The organism is Lelliottia sp. RD5 (genome assembly GCF_056032945.1).
Genome location: NZ_JBVYHQ010000001.1, coordinates 771,538 through 791,411 on the forward strand (window position 1 = coordinate 771,538; position 19,874 = coordinate 791,411).

The 19,874-nt window shown below is 51.9% G+C and carries 21 protein-coding genes; 12 read left to right on the forward strand and 9 right to left on the reverse strand.

The features are described from left to right. The first annotated feature begins 358 nt into the window (after positions 1-358). Positions 359-1,867: a dipeptide/tripeptide permease DtpA gene (gene dtpA, locus AC0LWE_RS03840; protein ID WP_174341960.1), complete on the forward strand. Its 1,509-nt coding sequence runs from the start codon at positions 359-361 to the stop codon at positions 1,865-1,867. Positions 1,868-1,976: 109 nt separating this feature from the next. Then, positions 1,977-2,582, forward strand: coding sequence for a glutathione transferase GstA (gstA, locus tag AC0LWE_RS03845; RefSeq protein WP_059178107.1), 606 nt, complete (start codon positions 1,977-1,979; stop codon positions 2,580-2,582). 56 nt (positions 2,583-2,638) lie between these two features. Here the strand turns inward: gstA and pdxY are convergent, their stop codons facing one another. The 5 genes from pdxY to anmK form a co-directional block, all read right to left on the reverse strand. Continuing rightward, on the reverse strand, positions 2,639-3,499 hold the full coding sequence (gene pdxY / locus AC0LWE_RS03850) for a pyridoxal kinase PdxY (protein WP_219346662.1): 861 nt from the start codon (positions 3,497-3,499) through the stop codon (positions 2,639-2,641). Positions 3,500-3,564: 65 nt separating this feature from the next. Next, positions 3,565-4,839: a tyrosine--tRNA ligase gene (gene tyrS, locus AC0LWE_RS03855; protein ID WP_219346663.1), complete on the reverse strand. Its 1,275-nt coding sequence runs from the start codon at positions 4,837-4,839 to the stop codon at positions 3,565-3,567. Positions 4,840-4,964: 125 nt separating this feature from the next. Beyond that, on the reverse strand, positions 4,965-5,621 hold the full coding sequence (gene pdxH, locus AC0LWE_RS03860) for a pyridoxamine 5'-phosphate oxidase (RefSeq protein ID WP_202666889.1): 657 nt from the start codon (positions 5,619-5,621) through the stop codon (positions 4,965-4,967). Between the two features lie 57 nt (positions 5,622-5,678). Continuing rightward, positions 5,679-6,002, reverse strand: coding sequence for a C-type lysozyme inhibitor (gene mliC / locus AC0LWE_RS03865; RefSeq protein ID WP_059178111.1), 324 nt, complete (start codon positions 6,000-6,002; stop codon positions 5,679-5,681). A 96-nt stretch (positions 6,003-6,098) separates the two neighbouring features. Then, positions 6,099-7,223 (reverse strand): anhydro-N-acetylmuramic acid kinase, encoded by a 1,125-nt coding sequence (gene anmK, locus AC0LWE_RS03870; protein WP_202712963.1) that lies wholly within the window; start codon positions 7,221-7,223, stop codon positions 6,099-6,101. Between the two features lie 254 nt (positions 7,224-7,477). Between anmK and slyB the strand changes: the two genes are divergently transcribed. Then, a complete protein-coding gene (gene slyB / locus AC0LWE_RS03875) occupies positions 7,478-7,945 on the forward strand; it encodes an outer membrane lipoprotein SlyB (protein ID WP_059178113.1) in 468 nt (155 codons plus the stop codon). A gap of 197 nt (positions 7,946-8,142) precedes the next feature. Beyond that, entirely contained in the window at positions 8,143-9,564 is a 1,422-nt protein-coding gene (locus tag AC0LWE_RS03880) for a GGDEF domain-containing protein (protein WP_219346664.1), read from the forward strand. Here AC0LWE_RS03880 and slyA read toward each other — a convergent pair. Beyond that, entirely contained in the window at positions 9,539-9,979 is a 441-nt protein-coding gene (gene slyA / locus AC0LWE_RS03885; protein ID WP_059178115.1) for a transcriptional regulator SlyA, read from the reverse strand. The two genes, AC0LWE_RS03880 and slyA, sit on opposite strands and share 26 nt — an antisense overlap. A 176-nt stretch (positions 9,980-10,155) precedes the next feature. On the opposite strand from slyA, the gene AC0LWE_RS03890 reads away from it, so the two are divergent. The 3 genes from AC0LWE_RS03890 to AC0LWE_RS03900 are packed head-to-tail and all read left to right on the forward strand — an operon-like array spanning position 10,156 to position 13,288. Then, positions 10,156-10,392, forward strand: coding sequence for a DUF1656 domain-containing protein (locus tag AC0LWE_RS03890; protein WP_059178116.1), 237 nt, complete (start codon positions 10,156-10,158; stop codon positions 10,390-10,392). 2 nt (positions 10,393-10,394) lie between these two features. Next, positions 10,395-11,255 carry an efflux RND transporter periplasmic adaptor subunit gene (locus tag AC0LWE_RS03895; RefSeq protein ID WP_219346665.1) on the forward strand — a complete coding sequence of 287 codons (861 nt, stop codon included), beginning with the start codon at positions 10,395-10,397 and terminating at the stop codon, positions 11,253-11,255. Continuing rightward, positions 11,255-13,288 carry an FUSC family protein gene (locus AC0LWE_RS03900; protein ID WP_131487436.1) on the forward strand — a complete coding sequence of 678 codons (2,034 nt, stop codon included), beginning with the start codon at positions 11,255-11,257 and terminating at the stop codon, positions 13,286-13,288. The genes AC0LWE_RS03895 and AC0LWE_RS03900 overlap by 1 nt, the downstream gene beginning before the upstream one ends. Here the strand turns inward: AC0LWE_RS03900 and sodC are convergent. The 3 genes from sodC to AC0LWE_RS03915 all read right to left on the reverse strand — a co-directional run bounded on the left by sodC (position 13,267) and on the right by AC0LWE_RS03915 (position 15,050). Next, positions 13,267-13,785, reverse strand: coding sequence for a superoxide dismutase [Cu-Zn] SodC (sodC, locus tag AC0LWE_RS03905; protein ID WP_174341968.1), 519 nt, complete (start codon positions 13,783-13,785; stop codon positions 13,267-13,269). The genes AC0LWE_RS03900 and sodC overlap by 22 nt on opposite strands. 80 nt (positions 13,786-13,865) lie before the next feature. Beyond that, on the reverse strand, positions 13,866-14,762 hold the full coding sequence (locus tag AC0LWE_RS03910) for an aldo/keto reductase (RefSeq protein WP_219346666.1): 897 nt from the start codon (positions 14,760-14,762) through the stop codon (positions 13,866-13,868). Positions 14,763-14,810: 48 nt separating this feature from the next. Continuing rightward, complete coding sequence (locus AC0LWE_RS03915) at positions 14,811-15,050, reverse strand: DUF1289 domain-containing protein (protein ID WP_059178121.1); 240 nt, start codon at positions 15,048-15,050, stop codon at positions 14,811-14,813. A 145-nt stretch (positions 15,051-15,195) separates the two neighbouring features. Here AC0LWE_RS03915 and eptA point away from each other — a divergent pair, with 145 nt between their 5' ends. The 5 genes from eptA to rnt all read left to right on the forward strand — a co-directional run bounded on the left by eptA (position 15,196) and on the right by rnt (position 19,874). Beyond that, positions 15,196-16,824, forward strand: coding sequence for a phosphoethanolamine transferase EptA (eptA, locus tag AC0LWE_RS03920; RefSeq protein ID WP_474265161.1), 1,629 nt, complete (start codon positions 15,196-15,198; stop codon positions 16,822-16,824). Positions 16,825-16,862: 38 nt separating this feature from the next. Further along, positions 16,863-17,462: a TetR/AcrR family transcriptional regulator gene (locus tag AC0LWE_RS03925; protein WP_219346667.1), complete on the forward strand. Its 600-nt coding sequence runs from the start codon at positions 16,863-16,865 to the stop codon at positions 17,460-17,462. 53 nt (positions 17,463-17,515) lie between these two features. Next, on the forward strand, positions 17,516-18,613 hold the full coding sequence (gene nemA / locus AC0LWE_RS03930; RefSeq protein ID WP_059178123.1) for an alkene reductase: 1,098 nt from the start codon (positions 17,516-17,518) through the stop codon (positions 18,611-18,613). A gap of 99 nt (positions 18,614-18,712) precedes the next feature. Continuing rightward, on the forward strand, positions 18,713-19,120 hold the full coding sequence (gloA, locus tag AC0LWE_RS03935) for a lactoylglutathione lyase (RefSeq protein ID WP_059178124.1): 408 nt from the start codon (positions 18,713-18,715) through the stop codon (positions 19,118-19,120). 97 nt (positions 19,121-19,217) lie between these two features. Next, complete coding sequence (gene rnt / locus AC0LWE_RS03940) at positions 19,218-19,874, forward strand: ribonuclease T (RefSeq protein ID WP_059178125.1); 657 nt, start codon at positions 19,218-19,220, stop codon at positions 19,872-19,874.

Sequence of the window (19,874 nt, forward strand, 5' to 3'; positions counted from 1 at the left end):
ATACCTTCATTAGCCAAAGATTAAACCATTCATTTTTAGGATTATGGGCTATATCACTGGATTGATAGCTTGTCAGCAGAACATATCGCCATAAGGCCTCATGACCGGGGATTGGGTAGTGAAAAAAACCGTCATTTCACATGCTGAAAGATTTAACGCTGAATAACATTTATATGACCCCTGGATTATACCGCCATCGTTATATGTAACAGAATATTGCAAATGTATTGCCAGACGAGTCAAGATAGTGAACATTACCCGCCGTTTCCCCCTCCCAATATAACTATAAGGCGAATGGACTTTGGTCATTACGCCGTGAACACCCCCGTTAATATGGGATGTAAAAAAAGAGGTATAAGTGTCTACTGCAAACAATAAACCAACAGATGAAAGCGTTAGCTTAAACGCCTTCAAACAGCCTAGAGCGTTTTATCTCATTTTCTCAATCGAGTTATGGGAACGTTTTGGCTTTTACGGCCTGCAAGGGATTATGGCTGTTTACCTGGTCAAACAACTGGGTATGTCCGAAGCGGATTCGATCACACTGTTCTCTTCTTTTAGTGCTTTAGTCTACGGTCTGGTCGCCGTTGGCGGCTGGTTGGGCGATAAAGTCCTCGGCACCAAACGCGTTATCATGCTGGGCGCAATCGTTCTGGCCATCGGTTATGCACTGGTCGCGTGGTCTGGTCATGATGCAGCTGTCGTTTATATGGGTATGGCGACGATCGCCGTAGGTAACGGATTGTTTAAAGCAAACCCGTCTTCCCTGCTCTCTACCTGCTACAACAAAGATGACCCGCGTCTTGATGGCGCATTCACCATGTATTACATGTCGGTGAACATCGGTTCCTTCTTCTCAATGCTGGCAACGCCGTGGTTGGCCGCGAAATTCGGCTGGAGCGTTGCGTTCTCGCTGTCCGTCGTCGGTATGCTGATCACCGTTGTTAACTTCGCGTTCTGTAAGAAGTGGGTGAAAAACTACGGGTCAAAACCCGATTTCGAACCGGTTCATATCGGCAAACTGCTGGCTACGATTGTCGGTGTTGTCATCCTGGCGACAATCGCAACATGGCTGCTGCATAACCAGGGCGTGGCGCGTGCCGTACTGGGCGTGGTGGCACTGGGTATCATCTGCATCTTTGCGAAAGAAGCGTTCGCCATGCATGGCGCTGCGCGTCGTAAGATGATTGTGGCTTTCATCCTGATGCTGCAGGCGGTTGTATTCTTCGTGCTTTACAGCCAGATGCCAACGTCTTTGAACTTCTTCGCGATTCGTAACGTAGAACACTCAATTCTGAGTATCGCGTTCGAACCGGAACAGTTCCAGGCACTGAACCCATTCTGGATCATGATTGGTAGCCCGATTCTGGCCGCTATCTACAACAAAATGGGCGATCGTCTGCCGATGCCACACAAATTTGCTATCGGCATGGTGCTGTGTTCAGGTGCGTTCCTCGTGCTGCCGCTGGGGACGAAATTTGCTACTGACGCGGGTATCGTTTCGGTTAACTGGCTGATTCTGAGCTACGCCCTGCAGTCCATTGGTGAGCTGATGATCTCTGGTCTGGGCCTGGCGATGGTTGCACAGCTGGTTCCGCAGCGCCTGATGGGCTTCATCATGGGTAGCTGGTTCCTGACTACCGCTGGTGCCGCACTGATTGCAGGTAAAATTGCGAACCTGATGGCCGTTCCAGAAAACGTGACTGACCCGCTGGTCTCACTGGAAGTGTACGGTCGTGTATTCATGCAGATCGGTATTGCGACAGCGATTATTGCTGTTCTGATGCTGTTGACTGCACCGAAACTGAATCGTATGACGCTGGACGACGACAAGACTGCAAAAGCGACGGATACCGCGACTGCATAATTGCCATCGGGAAACGACGGAAGAGAAGCCGCTAACTGTGCGTTAGCGGCTTTTTTTTTATTCTACCTGGCGTTAACATCATTATAACCTCAGCAAAAAGGAGTTACCGATGAAACTGTTCTATAAACCTGGCGCCTGCTCTCTTGCCTCTCATATCACTCTGCGCGAGAGCGGAAAAGATTTTACGCTTGATAGCGTAGACCTGATGAAAAAGCGTCTGGAGAATGGCGAAGACTTTTTCGCTATCAACCCAAAGGGACAGGTTCCGGCTCTTGTTCTTGACGACGGTACGTTGCTCACTGAGGGTGTGGCTATCATGCAGTTCCTGGCCGACACGGTTCCCGATCGCCAACTGCTGGCGCAAACGGGCAGCGCATCACGCTATAAAACGCTGGAATGGCTGAATTACATCGCCACTGAACTGCACAAAGGCTTCACGCCGCTGTTCCGTCCGGATACGCCGGAAGAGTACAAACCTACCGTGCGCGCTCTGCTTGAGAAAAAACTGCACTACATTAACGAATCGTTGAAGGATGAGCAGTGGATCTGTGGCCAGCGCTTCACCATCGCAGATGCGTATCTGTTTACGGTCTTGCGTTGGGCGCGTGCCGTGAAGCTCAATATGGAAGGATTGAATCATATTGATAGCTATATGGCGCGTGTTGCAGAGCGTCCTGCGGTAGCCGCAGCGCTGAAAGCTGAAGGGTTGAATTGATTTAACGTCTGTTGCCGTGCCGGGTAATGGCGGCGCCTTACCCGGCCAGTAAAAATTTACAACTCAGTGGCGCTAAAATAATGCTCCGGCTTCGCGATGCGATCCTGTGCCGCCACAACCTGCAATTCGTACTCCTGCATATTTTTCGTGGCGATCATAATTTCATAAACCGCTGCGGTAACATGCTCCAGCGCCTCACGCAGCGCTGCGCCTTGCAGCAGTTTCACCAACAGCAAACCGCTGGTTACATCTCCCACCCCCACGGGCTGACGAAGACCAAAATCCACCAGCGGGCGGCTGATATGCCAGGCTTCATCTTTTGTCACCAGCAGCATTTCGAACCGATCCAGGCTCAAGCCAGCGCGCGCAAGGTGTTTAACCAGCACAACTTCGGGTCCCTGAGCGATGAGTTCGCGTGATGCGGAGACCGCTTCTTCAACGGTATTGACGGGGTGCTCACAGAGGATTTCGAGTTCTAACAGATTAGGCGCAATAATATCGCTCGCGGGAAGCGCATAACGAACATGAAACTCAGCCACGCCCGGCGCAACGATGCAACCTTTTTCAGGATGCCCCATTACCGGATCGCAAAAATACTTTGCCGAAGGGTTCGCAACTTTAACCTGACGAACGATGCCAAGAATATGTTCACCCTGCTCCGCAGACCCCAGATAGCCGCTTAACACGGCATCGCAGCGCTTGAGCTGATCGATATCCGCAATCCCCTGCACAATGTCAGTCAAATGCGCTGGCGGCATGACGCAGCCCGTCCATTTGCCATATTGCGTATGGTTAGAAAACTGTACGGTATTGAGCGGCCAGACGTTGGCCCCAAGACGGCGCATCGGGAATTCCGCGGCGCTATTGCCAGCATGTCCAAAAACAACGTGGGACTGTATGGCGAGGATGTTATTCATTTTTCTTACCACAACCCTGAAAAAATAAAGGGGCGTGGTTTCCCACGCCCCTTATGTCCTGATAATTACTTCCAGCAAATCAGACAGTAATTTTTCTTACCACGACGCAGCAGCGTATAACGCCCATACAGGCGATCACTCTCGACGAAGGTGTATTCCGGATCCGCCTGCTTCTCGCCATTAATGGTGATGGCATTGGAGGCGATAGTTTTACGCGCCTGTCCGCGAGACGGTTGCAGCTCAGAATCCACCAGCGCCTGCATCAGGTCCGCGCCCTTTTCCATCTCAACCATCGGCACGCCATCCTGCGCAAGCTGTTCAAAATCAGCTTCGCTCAGATCGCTCAGGGTACCGTTAAACAGGCTTGCGGTGATGCGTTTTGCAGCCGCCAGGCCGTCCTCACCGTGAACCAGGCTGGTGACCAGATCGGCCAGCACATACTGCGCACGTGGTGCTTTACCGCTATTTTTATCTTCTTCTTCAAGGGCATTGATCTCTTCAATGTCCATGAAGGTGAAGAACTTCAGGAAGCGATACACGTCAGCGTCAGCGGTGTTAATCCAGAACTGGTAGAACTTGTACGGGCTGGTCTTTTTAGGATCAAGCCATACCGCGCCGCCTTCGGTTTTACCGAATTTCGTGCCATCCGCTTTGGTGATCAGCGGAACGGTCAGACCGAATACCTGGTTTTGATGCAAACGACGGGTCAGGTCGATACCGGAGGTGATGTTACCCCACTGATCGGAGCCGCCGATCTGCAGCGCCACGCCGTGCAGTTCATTCAGACAGGCAAAGTCATAACCCTGCAACAGGTTGTAAGAGAATTCGGTAAAGGAGATGCCCTGATCGTCACGGTTCAGACGCTGCTTGACCGCTTCTTTGTTGATCATCTGATTGACGGAGAAGTGCTTGCCGATGTCGCGCAGAAAGGTCAGCACGTTCATGTTGCCAAACCAGTCATAGTTATTCGCGGCAATCGCTGAGTTTTCACCGCAATCGAAGTCGAGGAACGGCGCAACCTGCTTGCGAATCTTGTCCACCCACTCCTGCACGGTGTCTTCCGTATTCAGTTTACGCTCGGCGGCTTTAAAGCTCGGGTCACCAATCAGACCGGTTGCGCCACCTACCAGTGCAACAGGCTTATGGCCCATCTCCTGGAAGCGTTTCAGGCATAACAAAGGAACAAGATGCCCCAAATGCAAGCTGTCAGCGGTGGGATCGAAGCCGCAATAGAGCGCGATCGGGCCTTGCGCCAGTCGCTCTGCTAACGCTTCTTCGTCCGTCACCTGAGCCACGAGGCCCCGCTCTTGCAATTGTTTAATCAAGTTACTGCTTGCCATCAAATTCTCCATGTATAAACGACTGCACCTCTGTCGGTACACGACTTTTCGCCTGGTGCGAAAGGTACATAGAATAAAGCGCTGACACCTGTAGCGCCAGCGCTTAACACAACAAATTTCGGGGATTACGGGGCAAGACGGTCGATTTTCCACGCGGCATTGTCGCGTTGGTATAAAAAGCGGTCATGAAGGCGATGTTCACCGCCCTGCCAGAACTCCATCTGTTCAATAGGAACACGGAATCCGCCCCAGAAGCTCGGCAAGGGGACTTCACCCTGCTGAAACTTCTGCTTCAGCTCAAGGAATTTACTCTCCAGCACGCCACGCGCAGAAATGCGGCTCGACTGTTTTGACACCCAGGCGCCGATTTGGCTATCGCGCGGGCGACTGTGGAAATACTTCAGTACCTCCAGCGTAGAGAGTCGTTCCGCTTTGCCCGTTACCATCACCTGACGCTCCAGCATGTGCCACGGGAACAGCAGGCTGATACGGGGATTATTCTCAAGATGATGCGCTTTACGGCTGCCAAGATTGGTGTAAAAAACCAGCCCTTTTTCGTCGTAATGTTTGAGTAAGACGATCCGCTGATAAGGCTGACCATTTTCATCTACCGTCGCCACAACCATGGCCGTAGGATCGGCCAGTTTGGCTTCGCAGGCTTGTTTCAGCCAGCGCTCAAACAGATCCAGAGGCTCAGCGGGAAGATCCTGACGACGGAGACCGCCTTTGGTGTACTCGCGGCGCAGATGCGCAATTTGCTGCAATTCATCGTTATCGGACATGGCGTTAGCTGAAATGAGAAGTAGGTGGCGCTATTGTGCGCCGCCCCTGGAAAAATCTCAACGCTTCGGATTTTGAAGCTCACAGTTGTTCAGCACTACGCGGTCACGTTTATAGACTGTCGCGCTATCGCCTTTAGACCAGAACACATAGATTCCATCCGTATATCGTGTGCCAGAGGCTGACATACCTTGCTTTAAGTTCAGTAGCGTATTGTCGTAAACAAAACTGGCTTCCTGACGCGTATTGTTCAGCTTCACGGTCAACGGTTTTTCATCACAGCGGTATTCCAGGGAATCGGTGTGCATACGTTCGACAAACTGGTTGTAATAGCTACAACTGGCCAGTAAAAGAGGGGCAAAAGCAACGAGCAGTTTTTTCATGGGCGAGTTCCGAAGACTATCCAGGTCTGTAGAGGGCGAATTCACCCTCCTGTATTCCTTTATATTTTACCGCCAACGGTCCCCGCTGAAATTAAGCTAACTCTGATTATGACGGGGATTTGCTGGAAAAATAGCGCCTAACACGCTGGCTTCACGTGCGCCAGTCACGGACGGTAAATTACCCGGCAGCCCGGCGACCGTGCGCCACGCAAGCCAGGCAAACGCCAGCGCTTCCATGTCATCTCCGCTAATACCGGCTTCATCTGTGGTGCTGACTTCTGTCCCTGGCAGCAATCCGGCAAGTCGCGCCATGACCAGCGGGTTTCGACTTCCGCCACCGCAGACCAGAAGTCGCTCACAGCCCCCGCTCAACATCACCTGTTCAGAAATCGTCACCGCCGTGAGTTCAACAAGCGTTGCCTGAACATCCTGCGGAGCAAGGCCGGGGAATTGTCCAAGTTGACGCTCAAGCCAGCCGTAATTGAAATACTCACGCCCCGTGCTTTTTGGCGCAGGGGCGGAAAAATAAGGATCGCTTAAAAACGTTTGCAGCAACGGGATAATCACTTTCCCTTCACACGCCCACTGTGCATCTTTATCGTAAGCCTTACGGCGCTGACGCCAAATCCAGGCGTCCATTAGCATATTTCCAGGGCCCGTATCGTAACCGCGCACCGGTTGCCCTGGAATGAGCATAGATAAATTAGCAATCCCACCAATATTCAACACCATACGGCGTTCAACCGGGTGCGCCAGCAACGCCTCGTGAAAGGCCGGAACCAAAGGCGCGCCCTGCCCGCCAAGTGCGATATCACGGCGACGGAAATCGCCTACCACGGTCACGCCTGTTTTCGCCACGATCTGATTATTATCACCGATTTGCAGCGTATGCGGTGCTTCGCCCGTCGGCTCATGCCAGACGGTTTGTCCATGGCACCCGATCGCCACGATATCCTTAGGGTGGAGATTTTCCTGATGCATGAGCGCCAGTACCGCGTCACCAAATAGTGCACCGAGCTTGACGTCCAACTGTCCCAGTTGGGAAAGCGTGAGTTGTTGGCCCTGGCAAATGCCCAGAATCGCTTCTTTTAACGCAACGGGAATCGGCCAGGTGAGGCTGGCCTGCTGCGCCACCATATTTTCATCAATTGCGGCAAGGACAACATCGACTCCGTCCAGGCTTGTGCCTGACATAACGCCTATATAGCGACCCGATTTCATGCACTTTCCTTAAATTGCGTGGGCTGATTGCCTCACTCCACCATAAACAGATGGGCATTTCTACGACGGGTTAATATTTTTTAACAATGTCAGAGGCAGAGCAGTGGTCGCGCTTCGTTTATGTCTCGTTAAGTCAAATTCAAGTACAATTTTCCTATTGTTAGTGCAAAGATATGATCTATGGCTGCCAATGCCATATAATTTAGCCATAACGGATGCTCAATTTGAGCGTTTTGGGTGAACAGGAGATTCAAATGATTTTACGTGTACTGGGCGTTTCGCTGATTGGATTAACTCTTGCAGGTTGTGTAAACAACGACTCACTTTCTGGGGACGTTTACACCGCTTCTGAAGCTAAACAAGTTCAAAACGTGACTTACGGTACTGTTGTAAACGTTCGCCCGGTTCAGATTCAGGGTGGCGATGACAATAACGTAATTGGCGCAATTGGTGGGGCTGTGCTGGGCGGATTCCTGGGTAACACCGTGGGTGGCGGTACCGGACGTTCACTGGCAACTGCTGCGGGTGCTGTTGCCGGTGGTGTCGCAGGCCAGGGCGTTCAGGGTTCAATGAACAAAACGCAGGGTGTTGAGCTGGAAATTCGCAAAGATGATGGCAACACCATTATGGTGGTTCAGAAACAAGGCAAAACGCAGTTTGCCAGCGGCCAACGTGTCGTACTGGCAAGCAATGGCGGCCAGGTAACTGTTTCTCCACGCTAATATCGGCAGAATGTGGCCTTCGGGCCACATTCTCTAATGTCTTCTATCCATTCGTTACATCATATTAAGCATGTACAATGTTTAATTTACGCACCTCCTTTTATATTGTCCCAGCGCAAAGTAATTCCGTCGAAAATCGATAGTCTCCCTTTTTACTCTCTGCTTTAAAGCTGATTTCTCATCCTTAAGAAACGCCTATGATTACGATAAATCGACGACTGGGAAACAGATATGTTGCCTTTACTTTTTTCTGCCTGATGTTCTTTGTGGCGTTACATTTCCTTTCCGTTAAACTGCTAAACTTCGCGCCCGCCTTTTCCCCATTACTCTTTCCGCTACTCACCAGTTTCCTTGCGGTTTTTCATTTATTCATTGCCTGTTTTATGGTGATGAAATACTGGTGTGACAAAAAGCGAATTTATCATCTCGCTATCGCGTTCGCCTTTTCGGGCTCAACCGTCCTGTTATTCGGAACACTGAAATGTTTTCCTGTCTGGCTGATGCAGCCCGGCATGCCTCACGTCAATTACAGTGGCGCAATGATTTTCTTCTTGATGCGCAACGTCATGATGGCCGTTTTGCTCACGCTTGCCGCGGTACTGTTCATTGTTCGCCATAACCCGTTAACGCGCCTGATGCGTCACATGATCTTTGCTGGATTATTGCTTTTTACGCTGACAATGGTGGTGCTGGCGTGGTTTTATTCAAGTCATAGCGAGCTGTTCCCTCTCGATCTTATCGACAATAAAACCCGACAGTTCACGGTATTATGGAAACAAACAATTAATGTGGCGTTGATTATATTATGGCTTGTTGCGCTCATGACATTGTTAATCATTACCCGCTTGCGCAATCTATTCTGGGCGAGCGGGACGTTCTTATGCGTTTGCTACGTGGTTATATTAGTCACATTATTGCCCGCCGAATTCATTGGCAGTTCAGTCTGGTATAGTGCGCGTTTGTTTGAAACCGCAGCGTCATTGTTGATCATTTTAACCCTATTGCATGATGTCTTCAGTCTTTACCGAAATTCCCATCTCAAATACCAGCAGTCTTATCAGAATTCAATTCGCGATGCGCTGACGCGACTCTACAATCGCAGCTACTTTTACGAAAGCCTGAATCAGGCACTGGGCAAGATAACGGACAGTCACCCGGTTTCCGTTATTGTTTGCGATCTCGACTATTTCAAACGTATTAACGACAACTACGGCCATCTGCAAGGGGATAAAGTGCTGCAGTTCGTCGCCAATGTGCTGATGGACTCAGTGCGGCCGCAGGATATTACCGCGCGCATTGGAGGAGAAGAGTTTGTGTTGTTGCTGAGTAATACACATTCTGAAGCCGCGAGGCTCGTGGCAGAACGCATTCGCCTGAGTTTAAGCAGCTTTGATCGGCTCACTACAGAAGGAATGCTCCCGGAACCTATCACCATTAGTATGGGCATTTACACCGCCACTACGTTGCCGGTCACCGCTGAGGAGTCCGTGGAGCGTGCGGATAAGGCGATGTATGAGGCAAAAGAGGCAGGTCGAAATCGAGTGGTGGTGTATCAGGAAAATAAAGCCTTGCGAGACAAGGCTTTTCATGACGTTAATCGCGGGTTTGCAACTCGTTAATGTTGTGCTCAAGACGCGCAATCATTCCGATGAGTTGCTCCAGTTCCGCAGGCGAAATACCCGACAGAATTTCCCCACGTGTTTTACTGATGACGGCTTCCATCTCAGTGATGATAGGTGCCGCTTTGTCAGTCAGTTTGATACGTTTGGCACGACGATCGCTGGCGCAGGTTTGCCGGGAAATTAACCCCTTCTCCTCCAGTTGATCGAGCGTTCGTACCAGAGACGGCTGTTCAATTCCTATCGCTTTTGCCAGTTGAATTTGCGACTGCTCAGGCGGCAACTGATGGATGTTATGCAGCGTAACCCAGTGCGTCTGCGTCAATTCCAGAGGTTTCAGGCGATGGTCAATCAGAGCACGCCAGATGCGTACCAACCTGGCCAGATCAGAACCTAATGGCGATTCCAATTTCATCTCCTTATAATTAGCTTGCTAAGTTATTATACTGATTTTAGAATAGTGTGCAGCAATTATATTGCCAAAACAAATGCAATACGGCATTCCTCCACGTTGGACATATAATTTACAATTATGGCTGCTTATCGTGCTAAGCCCCTCAGGCCACTTTCCACTGTAAAGGATCTCTGCTTGTGACGTTCTCATTTAGCGCTGCAGGATTACCCCTTCAGGACCTGATTGTCGGTGCGTCCGTCTATTTCCCTCCCATTTTTAAAGCGGTGATGCTGGGTTTTCTTATCTGGCTTGTCGCGCACAGAGTGCTTCGTGACTGGATGTATTCCGGCGAGATCTGGCATCCGATGCTGATGGATCTTTCTCTGTTTGCCCTCTCCGTCTCTCTGGGTCTGGCTTTACTGATTGCGTGGTGAATATGTCTCTGAAAACCGTAAAATACTTTTCTACTCTGCTTGTTCTTGCACTGGCGCTCGTCGCGGGGTGGTGGTTGTGGAATTTTTACATGCAGTCGCCCTGGACGCGCGATGGAAAAATTCGTGCCGAGCAGGTCAGCATTACGCCTCAGGTCTCCGGCAGCATCACGACTCTTCTCATTAACGATAATCAGTTCGTTAGAAAAGGGGACGTTTTATTTCGAATTGATGAGACACCGTTCCATATTGCGGTGCTGAATGCCGAGGCACAGCTTACAAAAGCGCAGTCCGATTTGGCTAAAGCGAATAACGAAGCCACTCGCCGCCGTCATCTTTCGCAGAATTACATCTCGGCCGAAGATCTCGATACTGCGAATATTAACGTCAAGGCGATGCAGGCGAGTGTGAAAGTAGCCGAGGCAACGCTGAAGCAAGCGCAATGGCAGCTGACGCAAACCGTAGTCAAAGCGCCGGTAGATGGCTGGATAACGAATCTTTCGACCCGCGTGGGGGATTATGCAACGCAGGGAAAACCGGTATTTGCGCTGGTGGACAGCTACTCGTTTTACGTTATCGGGTATTTTGAGGAGACGAAACTTCGCCACATCCGCGAAGGCGCTCCAGCACAAATCACCCTGTACAGCAGCGCCGTAACGTTACAGGGTCACGTAGCCAGCATAGGCCGCGCGATCTACGATCAGAGCGTTGAGACCGATTCGGGTTTAGTTCCCGATATCAAACCTAACGTGCCATGGGTACGCCTTGCCCAGCGCGTTCCGGTACGCGTTGAGTTCTCCGCCCTCCCCAAAGACGTTACGCTGGTGTCCGGGACGACGTGTACCGTGTCTATTGGGAATCATTGATGAAACTGGCCGCGTTCTCATGGCGTAAGTTGCCATGGCTCAACGCCACCCGCCCGCAGTGGCGGTATGCGTTGCGCAATGGCATCGCCATGTGTCTCGCGCTTACCGTCGCCTATTATCTGAATCTCGATGAACCCTACTGGGCGATGACCTCAGCGGCTGTCGTCAGCTTTCCGACCGTGGGCGGCGTGATCAGCAAAAGTCTGGGACGTGTTGCGGGCAGTTTATTGGGTGCCACAGCGGCGCTGATCATTGCCGGACACACGCTGAACGATCCCTGGCTATTTCTCTTGAGCATGGCTGCATGGCTGGGGCTGTGTACCTGGGCCTGCGCGCATTTCACCAATAATGTTGCCTACGCATTCCAGCTCGCGGGATACACGGCGGCAATTATTGCTTTCCCAGTCGTCAATATTCTGGACACGACAGAGCTGTGGGACATCGCCCAGGCTCGCGTGTGTGAAGTCATTATCGGCATCCTGTGTGGCGGGGTCATGATGATGATTCTGCCAAGCACCTCAGATGGGACGACGCTGATCTCCGCGCTAAAAACCCTGCATACGCGACTGCTCGAACATGCGAGTCTGCTCTGGCAACCCGACACCAACGACACCATCCGGCTTGCACATGAAAAAGTGATTGGGCAGATCCTCACCATGAATTTGCTGCGCATTCAGGCGTTCTGGAGCCACTACCGCTTTCGTCGCCAGAACAGGTTGCTAAATTACCTGCTCCACCAGCAGCTCAGAATGACCAGCGCCATTTCAAGCCTGCGCAGAATGCTGCTGAATTGGCCCAACCCGCCGGAAAATACGCGACATATCATTGAACAGGTTTTGGCCGCGCTGGCTCATCCTAATGCCGATATGTACACCGTGGCGCGCATTATTGCCCCACTCGCGCCAGTCGATGAGTATGATTATCGACACCGCGCCTTCTGGTCCCGGCTACAGTATTTTTGTCGTATTTATCTGCGCAACAGTCGCTGGATCAAAACCCTTGAAGACGCGACGCCTGTGACTGAATTCTCCGTGCCCGCGAGTCCTTCGCTGACACGACATACCGACAATCTTGAGGCACTGTGGAGCGGATTTCGCACCTTCTGCGCCCTGATGCTGGTTGGCGCGTGGAGCATCGCCACTCAATGGGAATCGGGTAGCGCGGCCTTGACGCTGGCTGCAATCAGTTGCGTGCTTTATTCCGTCGCCACCTCCCCGTTTAACTCTCTCACGCTGCTGCTGCGCACGCTGGTGTTGCTTTCGCTCTTCAGCTTTGTGGTGAAATTTGGGTTGATGGTTCAGATAACCGACCTGTGGGAATTTCTGTTATTCCTGTTCCCGCTGCTCACCACAATGCAACTCCTGAAATTGCAAATGCCTAAATTTGCAGGATTATGGGGACAGCTGATCGTCTTTATGGGGTCATTTATCGCAGTGACGAATCCGCCGGTCTATGATTTTGCAGATTTTCTGAATGATAATCTGGCGAAAATTCTGGGTGTTGGCCTGGCATGGCTGGCGTTTGCTGTACTGCGACCAGGCTCTGATGCGCGTAAAAGTCGACGACATATCCGTGAATTACGACGGGGTTTCGTTGACCAGCTCAGCCGCAAGCCGCATCTTCGCGAAAATGAATATGAGTCATTGGTTTACCATCACGTGAGTCAGTTAAACAGCAGTCAGGATGAATTATCCCGTCGCTGGCTACTGCGCTGGGGCGTCGTGCTGCTGAATTGCTCACATGTCGTGTGGCAGTTGCGCGCGTGGGAAACGCGTTCAGATCCGCTTTCGCAGGTGCGTGATGTGTGCATTACATTGCTGCGGGATGTCATGAGTGAACGCGGTGTTCAGCAACGACCGCTGGCGGTAACGCTTAACGAATTGCAACGAATTTGCGATACCCTCGCGCGCCACCATCAGCCAGCAGCGCGCGATCTGGCGTCAATCATCTGGCGGTTACACTGCTCGCTTTCACAGCTGGAACAAGCACCGCCACCCGGCACGATTGCCGATCAAATCACGCCACAGGCATAACGCGCCCCGCCGCCGCCCAACGGTTTAGGCTGATCGGACATGTTATCGCCGCCAACGTGGATCATCAGCGCTTTGCCTTTTACGTCATCGAGCTTTTTCAGCCGCGGCGCAACAACAGCCTCTGTCGCTTTCCCGTCATTATTAACCACTAATACAGGAAGATCGCCGGTATGCCCCATGCCTTCTGGCCCTTCATGTTTGGCCGTTTGGTGAGGATCTAAATGACCGCCAGCCGCTTCTGCCGCAGACGCTTTTCCGTCTTTAAGCGCAGGCTGACAACTGCCTTTGGCATGAACATGAAAACCATGTTCACCGGGAGGGAGAGCCTTGAGATTGGGCGTAAACTCCAGCCCTTTGTCGGTTTCAGTAATGTTTACTGTCCCGATAGACTGGCCTATTCCCTGAGAGGTGACGAGATTTATTTCAACTTCATCGCTGGCTGCCTGTGCGCCTGCACACACAAGCAGCGCGATTGCTGCCAGAGCAAAATGCTTCATGAGACCTCCACGGGTTATTTTTGCCCCTTAAGTTTATACCAGGGGCAACGTTTTCACCGGAAAGTCGCCAATAAACGTTATTAAGGTACGTCGTAACCCAGCGCTGCTTTACGAATTCGGAACCATTGCTGACGCGTCATCTGCAGCTCTTCAGCCCCGATAGCCGAACGCACGCGCTCAATTTTGCCCGAGCCGATAATCGGCAGCGGTTGAGAAGGCAAGCGCATGATCCAGGCGTACACGACTTGCTCAATGCTTTCGGCGTTGAGTTCACGGGCAACGGTCTGGAGCTCATCACGTAACGGCTGGAAAGCGTCGTCATTGAACAGACGGCCACCGCCGAGACAAGACCACGCCATAGGCCGAATACGCAGCTGTTGCAGCTGATCGAGCGTGCCATCAAGCAGCAGTGGCTGGTGTACCGGGGAGATTTCAACCTGGTTGGTCGCGAGCGTAAACGGTAAACGGGACTGAAGCAGCGAGAATTGCGCAGGGGTAAAGTTGGATACGCCAAAGTGACGCACTTTTCCGCTCTGGTGCAAATTGAGGAACGCGGCAGCGACTTCATCGGCGTCCATCAACGGGTCTGGACGGTGGATCAGCAGCAGATCAAGGCGGTCGGTCGCCAGATTCATCAGCGACTGCTCGGCACTTTTGATGATGTGATCGCTGTCAGTGATGTAATGCCCCAGCGCATTGTCCGGATTCGCCGTAGTCGCGATGCCGCATTTAGTGACAATCTCCATACGTTCACGCAGCGCAGGCGCTAACTTCATCGCCTCGCCAAACGCGGCCTCACAGAGATAACCGCCATAAATATCAGCATGATCGACGGTGGTGATCCCCAGGTCGAGATGTTCCTCAATGAAACTCACCAGCTGGCGCGGGGACATATTCCAGTCCATTAAGCGCCAGTAACCCATGACAAAACGTGAAAACTCCGGGCCCTGCGGGGCAAGGGCAATGCGCTGAACCATAACAATTTCCTCAAGGAAGTAATGTCATGAGTATACGCATTAACACCGCTAAAAAAGTGAAGGTTGCTGGGGTTCTTCGGTTTCGGAAGGTTTGTTTGCGCGTAATTTACGCAACAAACGCTGACGGCACAGGCGGATCACGTCCTGCTTCTGCGCATCGCTCATCTTTTGCCAGTTAAAACGTTCGTCACGACTGCGCATGCAGCCCCGGCAAAAACCGCGTTCATCCGACTGACAAATGCCCCGGCATGGGCTCTGGACGGGGAAAAACTCCAGCTGCTCTGCCACACATACCTCCTAGACTCTTCTCATCTACAGTGAAGCCGCTAAACGCCCCGTCCGCAAGGGATTTACGGAGAAATGTGGCATTAAGGTTTCACTAATCTTCACTCCCTATACTCACCTCATCAATAAAACAGTTGGTTTCTCAATGATGTGGTCAGTGAAAAAGTTACAGTGTAGCGATTTAACCTTCACCCTGGGCTGTGCCCTGTTTTTTACCCTCGTTAATGCGATGTTCATTAGCCGTAGCTGGAGCATTATCGCGCCAGCGCATTTGCATGACCTGTTATTCGCCGCATCGGTGCCTCTGGTGCTGTTTTGCGGGTGGGTGATCGTTTTTAGCGTGATAGGTCTCCCTTTTATCCGCAAGCCCTTGCTCATTTTGCTAGCGTTGGGATGCGCCGGTGCGACTTACTTTATGCATACCTACGGCGCGGTTATCGATAAGAACATGATGGTAAATGTTTTCGAAACGAACTTGCAGGAAGCCACCGCGCTGGTGACACCGCAGATGCTGCTGTGGATTGCAGGCATTGGCCTGATCCCTTCCATCGCGTTGCTGTTCATTCGTGTTCGTTCCGGTAAATGGTGGTACACGCTGCTGATGCGTTTAGCCGCCTTCCTCGGCGCGTTAATGGTCATTATCCTGGTAGCCTCTGTGTTTTATAAGGACTACGCCTCGCTGTTTCGCAACAACAAAAGCATTGTCAAAATGGTCACCCCGGCCAATTACGTCAGCGCAATGATGAAATACAGTCAGGAACGCTGGTTTGCAGGCGACCAAACGCTGGTGCGTATCGGACAAGATGCCCATAAAGGCCCGGCAATCCTTGCCCAGAAGAAAAAGACCGTACTGATCCTGGTGGTGGGCGAAGCGTCTCGCGCAGCGAACTATTCTCTGAACGGATATGAACGCGACACCAATCCGCAGTTGAAGCAACAAAATGTGATCAATTTCCCACATGCCTCATCGTGCGGCACAGAAACAGCGGTTTCCGTTCCTTGCATGTTCTCGGGTATGCCGCGTAAAAAATATGACGCCGATTTAGCGCATCATCAGGAAGGGTTGCTGGACGTACTGGCACATGCTGGCGTTAACGTCCTCTGGCGTGAAAATGATGGCGGCTGTAAAGGCGCATGTAATCGCGTACCGCATACCGACATGACGCAGTGGAAGCTGGATCAGTTTTGCAAAGATAAATCCTGTATTGACGATGTGAATTTCAATCGGCTCGATAACGTGCTGGATGGCCTTAAGCAGGATACCGTACTGGTGATTCACCTGATGGGTAGCCACGGCCCGGCCTACTTTCAGCGCTACCCGCAGGCATACCGACGCTTCACCCCAACCTGCGACACCAACCAAATTCAGGACTGCGATCACCAGGCGCTGATAAATACTTATGACAACACCATTCTTTATACGGACAGCGTGCTCGGCAAGGCGATCGACACCTTAAAAGCACGCCAGGCGACGATGAATACCGCCCTGATTTATCTGTCCGATCACGGTGAATCATTGGGTGAGAATGGCGTGTACCTGCACGGCACACCGTATCTGTTAGCACCAGAACAGCAAACGCATATTCCCTTTATGTTCTGGCTCTCACCGGACTACGTCAAAAACTTCCGCGTAAATGAGACTTGCTTGCGCGAGCAGGCGGCAAAACAGACCGTATCGCAGGATAATTTATTCTCGACCGCGCTGGGTATGATGAACATAAAATCATCGGTTTATCAGCCACAAATGGACATTCTGACACCGTGTCGCGCATCATGACGCTTGCATTAGACCGAACGGTCTATTAGAGTGACGGCATGAGCAGAAATACTGAACACGATACGCGCGAACATTTACTGGCAACCGGCGAGCAGCTTTGTATGCATCGCGGGTTTACCGGCATGGGTCTTAGCGAGTTGCTTAAAACCGCTGAGGTGCCTAAAGGTTCGTTTTATCACTACTTTCGCTCGAAAGAGGCGTTTGGCGTCGCGATGCTGGAACGGCACTATGCTTGCTACCATCAGCGACTCGCCACTCACTTTTCGTGTGGTGAAGGCAGCTACAGGGATCGTGTTCTTAACTATTATCAGGAAACACTGAGACAATTTTGCGAGAAAGGCATTATCAGTGGTTGTCTGACCGTCAAACTGTCTGCCGAAGTGTGCGATCTTTCTGAAGATATGCGCACGGCGATGGACAAGGGTGCCAGCGGCGTTATCGCTTTGCTAGCCCAGGCGCTGGAAAAAGGTCGCGATGAAAAAACGCTGAACTTTACCGGTAACGCCCTGACCCAGGCTCAAGTCCTTTATGCGCTGTGGTTAGGGGCAAACCTGCAAGCTAAGATTTCCCGCAGCGCCGTGCCGCTCGAAAGCGCGCTGGCGCATGTGGAAAACAGCATTACGACGCCTGTCGTTTAACAGGCGTTTTTATTTATTAAATCACTAGACGACCGGTCTACTCAGGAGTCACGATGTCAGCAGAAAAATTATTCACCCCACTAAAAGTGGGCGCGGTTACTGCGCCGAATCGCGTATTTATGGCCCCACTCACCCGTCTGCGTAGTATTGAGCCGGGTGATATTCCTACCCCGCTGATGGGTGAATACTATCGCCAGCGCGCCAGCTCCGGCCTGATTATCTCCGAAGCAACGCAGATTTCCGCACAGGCTAAAGGTTATGCTGGCGCACCTGGGCTGCACAGCCCAGAGCAAATCGCGGCATGGAAAAAAATCACCGCGGGTGTTCACGCTGAAGATGGCCGCATCGCCGTTCAGCTGTGGCACACCGGTCGTATCTCACATAGCAGCATTCAACCTGGCGGCGAAGCCCCTGTTTCTGCCTCCGCGTTAAACGCTGGCACGCGCACTTCTTTGCGTGATGAAAACGGCCAGGCCATTCGTGTCGACACCTCTACGCCGCGCGCACTTGAACTCGACGAAATCCCAGGCATCGTTAACGATTTCCGCCAGGCTGTGGCGAATGCGCGTGAAGCCGGCTTTGATTTAGTCGAACTGCACTCCGCGCACGGTTATCTGTTGCACCAGTTCCTGTCACCGTCATCCAACCAGCGTACCGATCAGTACGGCGGTAGCGTTGAAAACCGTGCTCGCCTGGTGCTTGAAGTGGTGGACGCCGTGTGTCAGGAGTGGAACCCGGATCGTATCGGTATTCGTGTTTCTCCAATCGGTTCTTTCCAGAATGTGGATAACGGTCCAAACGAAGAAGCTGATGCACTCTATCTGATCGAAGAGCTGGCAAAACGCGGGATCGCGTATCTGCATATGTCCGAGCCAGACTGGGCAGGCGGCGCGCCGTACTCTGATGCATTCCGTGAAAAAGTCCGTGCGCGTTTCCACGGTGTGATTATCGGTGCAGGCGCCTACACGCCTGAGAAAGCGGAAGATTTAATTAACAAAGGTTTGATCGACGCGGTGGCATTTGGTCGCGATTACATCGCGAACCCTGACCTGGTGGCACGTCTTGAGCGTAAAGTGGAATTGAACCCGCAGCGCCCTGAGAGCTTCTACGGCGGAGGCGCTGAAGGCTACACCGACTACCCTTCTTTATAATCCCTCTGCTGTCCATTGATAGCGGCGATGATTCGCCGCTATACTAAAACATCGTTTCTGTTCAAAAAGATAAGCCATTGAGTTGGTTAAGAGGAAATTATGCGCCTACTTCACACCATGCTGCGCGTTGGCAACCTGCAACGTTCGATCGATTTCTACACAAACGTTTTGGGGATGCAACTGCTGCGCACCAGCGAAAACCCGGAATATAAATATTCACTGGCGTTTGTGGGCTACGGTCCGGAAAGCGATGAAGCCGTTATCGAGCTAACCTATAACTGGGATGTCGACAGCTATGAGCTGGGCACGGCGTACGGCCATATCGCACTGGAAGTGGATAACGCCGCTGAAGCCTGCGAACGCATCCGCAGCAACGGCGGTAACGTCACTCGCGAAGCCGGTCCGGTAAAAGGCGGCACCACGGTCATCGCCTTTGTTGAAGATCCAGACGGTTATAAAATCGAACTGATCGAAGCCAAAGACGCTGGTCGCGGTCTGGGCGATTAATCCCTCCGGGCGCATTTTGCGCCCGTTGTTTTACTGCATCCCCTCTCAAAATTTGCCATAATGCGCACTGCTTTTTTTCCCCTTGTAAGAGACCCTGATGTCCGATAACGCTCAACTTACCGGTCTGTGCGACCGTTTTCGTGGTTTTTATCCTGTTGTTATTGATGTTGAAACAGCCGGATTTAACGCTAAAACCGATGCGCTGCTTGAGATTGCTGCCATCACGCTGAAAATGGATGAACAGGGCTGGCTTACACCGGACACCACGCTACATTTCCATGTTGATCCTTTCGAAGGTGCCAATCTTCAACCCGAAGCGCTGGCTTTTAACGGCATCGATCCGCATAACCCACTGCGCGGCGCGGTAAGCGAATATGACGCGTTGCACGCCATCTACAAAATGGTGCGCAAAGGGATGAAGGACAGCAATTGCAATCGCGCGATCATGGTGGCGCACAACGCTACATTCGATCACAGCTTTATGATGGCGGCCTCTGAACGCGCATCACTGAAACGCAACCCGTTCCACCCGTTTGTGACCTTCGACACCGCCGCGCTGAGCGGCCTGGCGCTGGGGCAAACGGTGCTGTCTAAAGCCTGTATCACTGCGGGCATTGATTTTGACGGTACGCAGGCGCACTCCGCGCTGTACGATACGGAACGCACGGCGGAATTATTCTGCGAAATAGTGAACCGCTGGAAACGCCTTGGCGGCTGGCCGTTGCCGATGGCCGAAAGCGATAGCGAGGAATAA

Excerpts from the sequence above, each read along its gene's own strand:
- gstA (WP_059178107.1), top strand. The coding sequence starts at position 1,977 with ATGAAACTGTTCTATAAACCTGGCGCCTGCTCTCTTGCCTCTCATATC.
- pdxY (WP_219346662.1), bottom strand. The coding sequence starts at position 3,499 with ATGAATAACATCCTCGCCATACAGTCCCACGTTGTTTTTGGACATGCT.
- tyrS (WP_219346663.1), bottom strand. The coding sequence starts at position 4,839 with ATGGCAAGCAGTAACTTGATTAAACAATTGCAAGAGCGGGGCCTCGTG.
- pdxH (WP_202666889.1), bottom strand. The coding sequence starts at position 5,621 with ATGTCCGATAACGATGAATTGCAGCAAATTGCGCATCTGCGCCGCGAG.
- mliC (WP_059178111.1), bottom strand. The coding sequence starts at position 6,002 with ATGAAAAAACTGCTCGTTGCTTTTGCCCCTCTTTTACTGGCCAGTTGT.
- anmK (WP_202712963.1), bottom strand. The coding sequence starts at position 7,223 with ATGAAATCGGGTCGCTATATAGGCGTTATGTCAGGCACAAGCCTGGAC.
- slyB (WP_059178113.1), top strand. The coding sequence starts at position 7,478 with ATGATTTTACGTGTACTGGGCGTTTCGCTGATTGGATTAACTCTTGCA.
- AC0LWE_RS03880 (WP_219346664.1), top strand. The coding sequence starts at position 8,143 with ATGATTACGATAAATCGACGACTGGGAAACAGATATGTTGCCTTTACT.
- slyA (WP_059178115.1), bottom strand. The coding sequence starts at position 9,979 with ATGAAATTGGAATCGCCATTAGGTTCTGATCTGGCCAGGTTGGTACGC.
- AC0LWE_RS03895 (WP_219346665.1), top strand. The coding sequence starts at position 10,395 with ATGTCTCTGAAAACCGTAAAATACTTTTCTACTCTGCTTGTTCTTGCA.
- AC0LWE_RS03900 (WP_131487436.1), top strand. The coding sequence starts at position 11,255 with ATGAAACTGGCCGCGTTCTCATGGCGTAAGTTGCCATGGCTCAACGCC.
- sodC (WP_174341968.1), bottom strand. The coding sequence starts at position 13,785 with ATGAAGCATTTTGCTCTGGCAGCAATCGCGCTGCTTGTGTGTGCAGGC.
- AC0LWE_RS03910 (WP_219346666.1), bottom strand. The coding sequence starts at position 14,762 with ATGGTTCAGCGCATTGCCCTTGCCCCGCAGGGCCCGGAGTTTTCACGT.
- eptA (WP_474265161.1), top strand. The coding sequence starts at position 15,196 with ATGTGGTCAGTGAAAAAGTTACAGTGTAGCGATTTAACCTTCACCCTG.
- AC0LWE_RS03925 (WP_219346667.1), top strand. The coding sequence starts at position 16,863 with ATGAGCAGAAATACTGAACACGATACGCGCGAACATTTACTGGCAACC.
- nemA (WP_059178123.1), top strand. The coding sequence starts at position 17,516 with ATGTCAGCAGAAAAATTATTCACCCCACTAAAAGTGGGCGCGGTTACT.
- gloA (WP_059178124.1), top strand. The coding sequence starts at position 18,713 with ATGCGCCTACTTCACACCATGCTGCGCGTTGGCAACCTGCAACGTTCG.
- rnt (WP_059178125.1), top strand. The coding sequence starts at position 19,218 with ATGTCCGATAACGCTCAACTTACCGGTCTGTGCGACCGTTTTCGTGGT.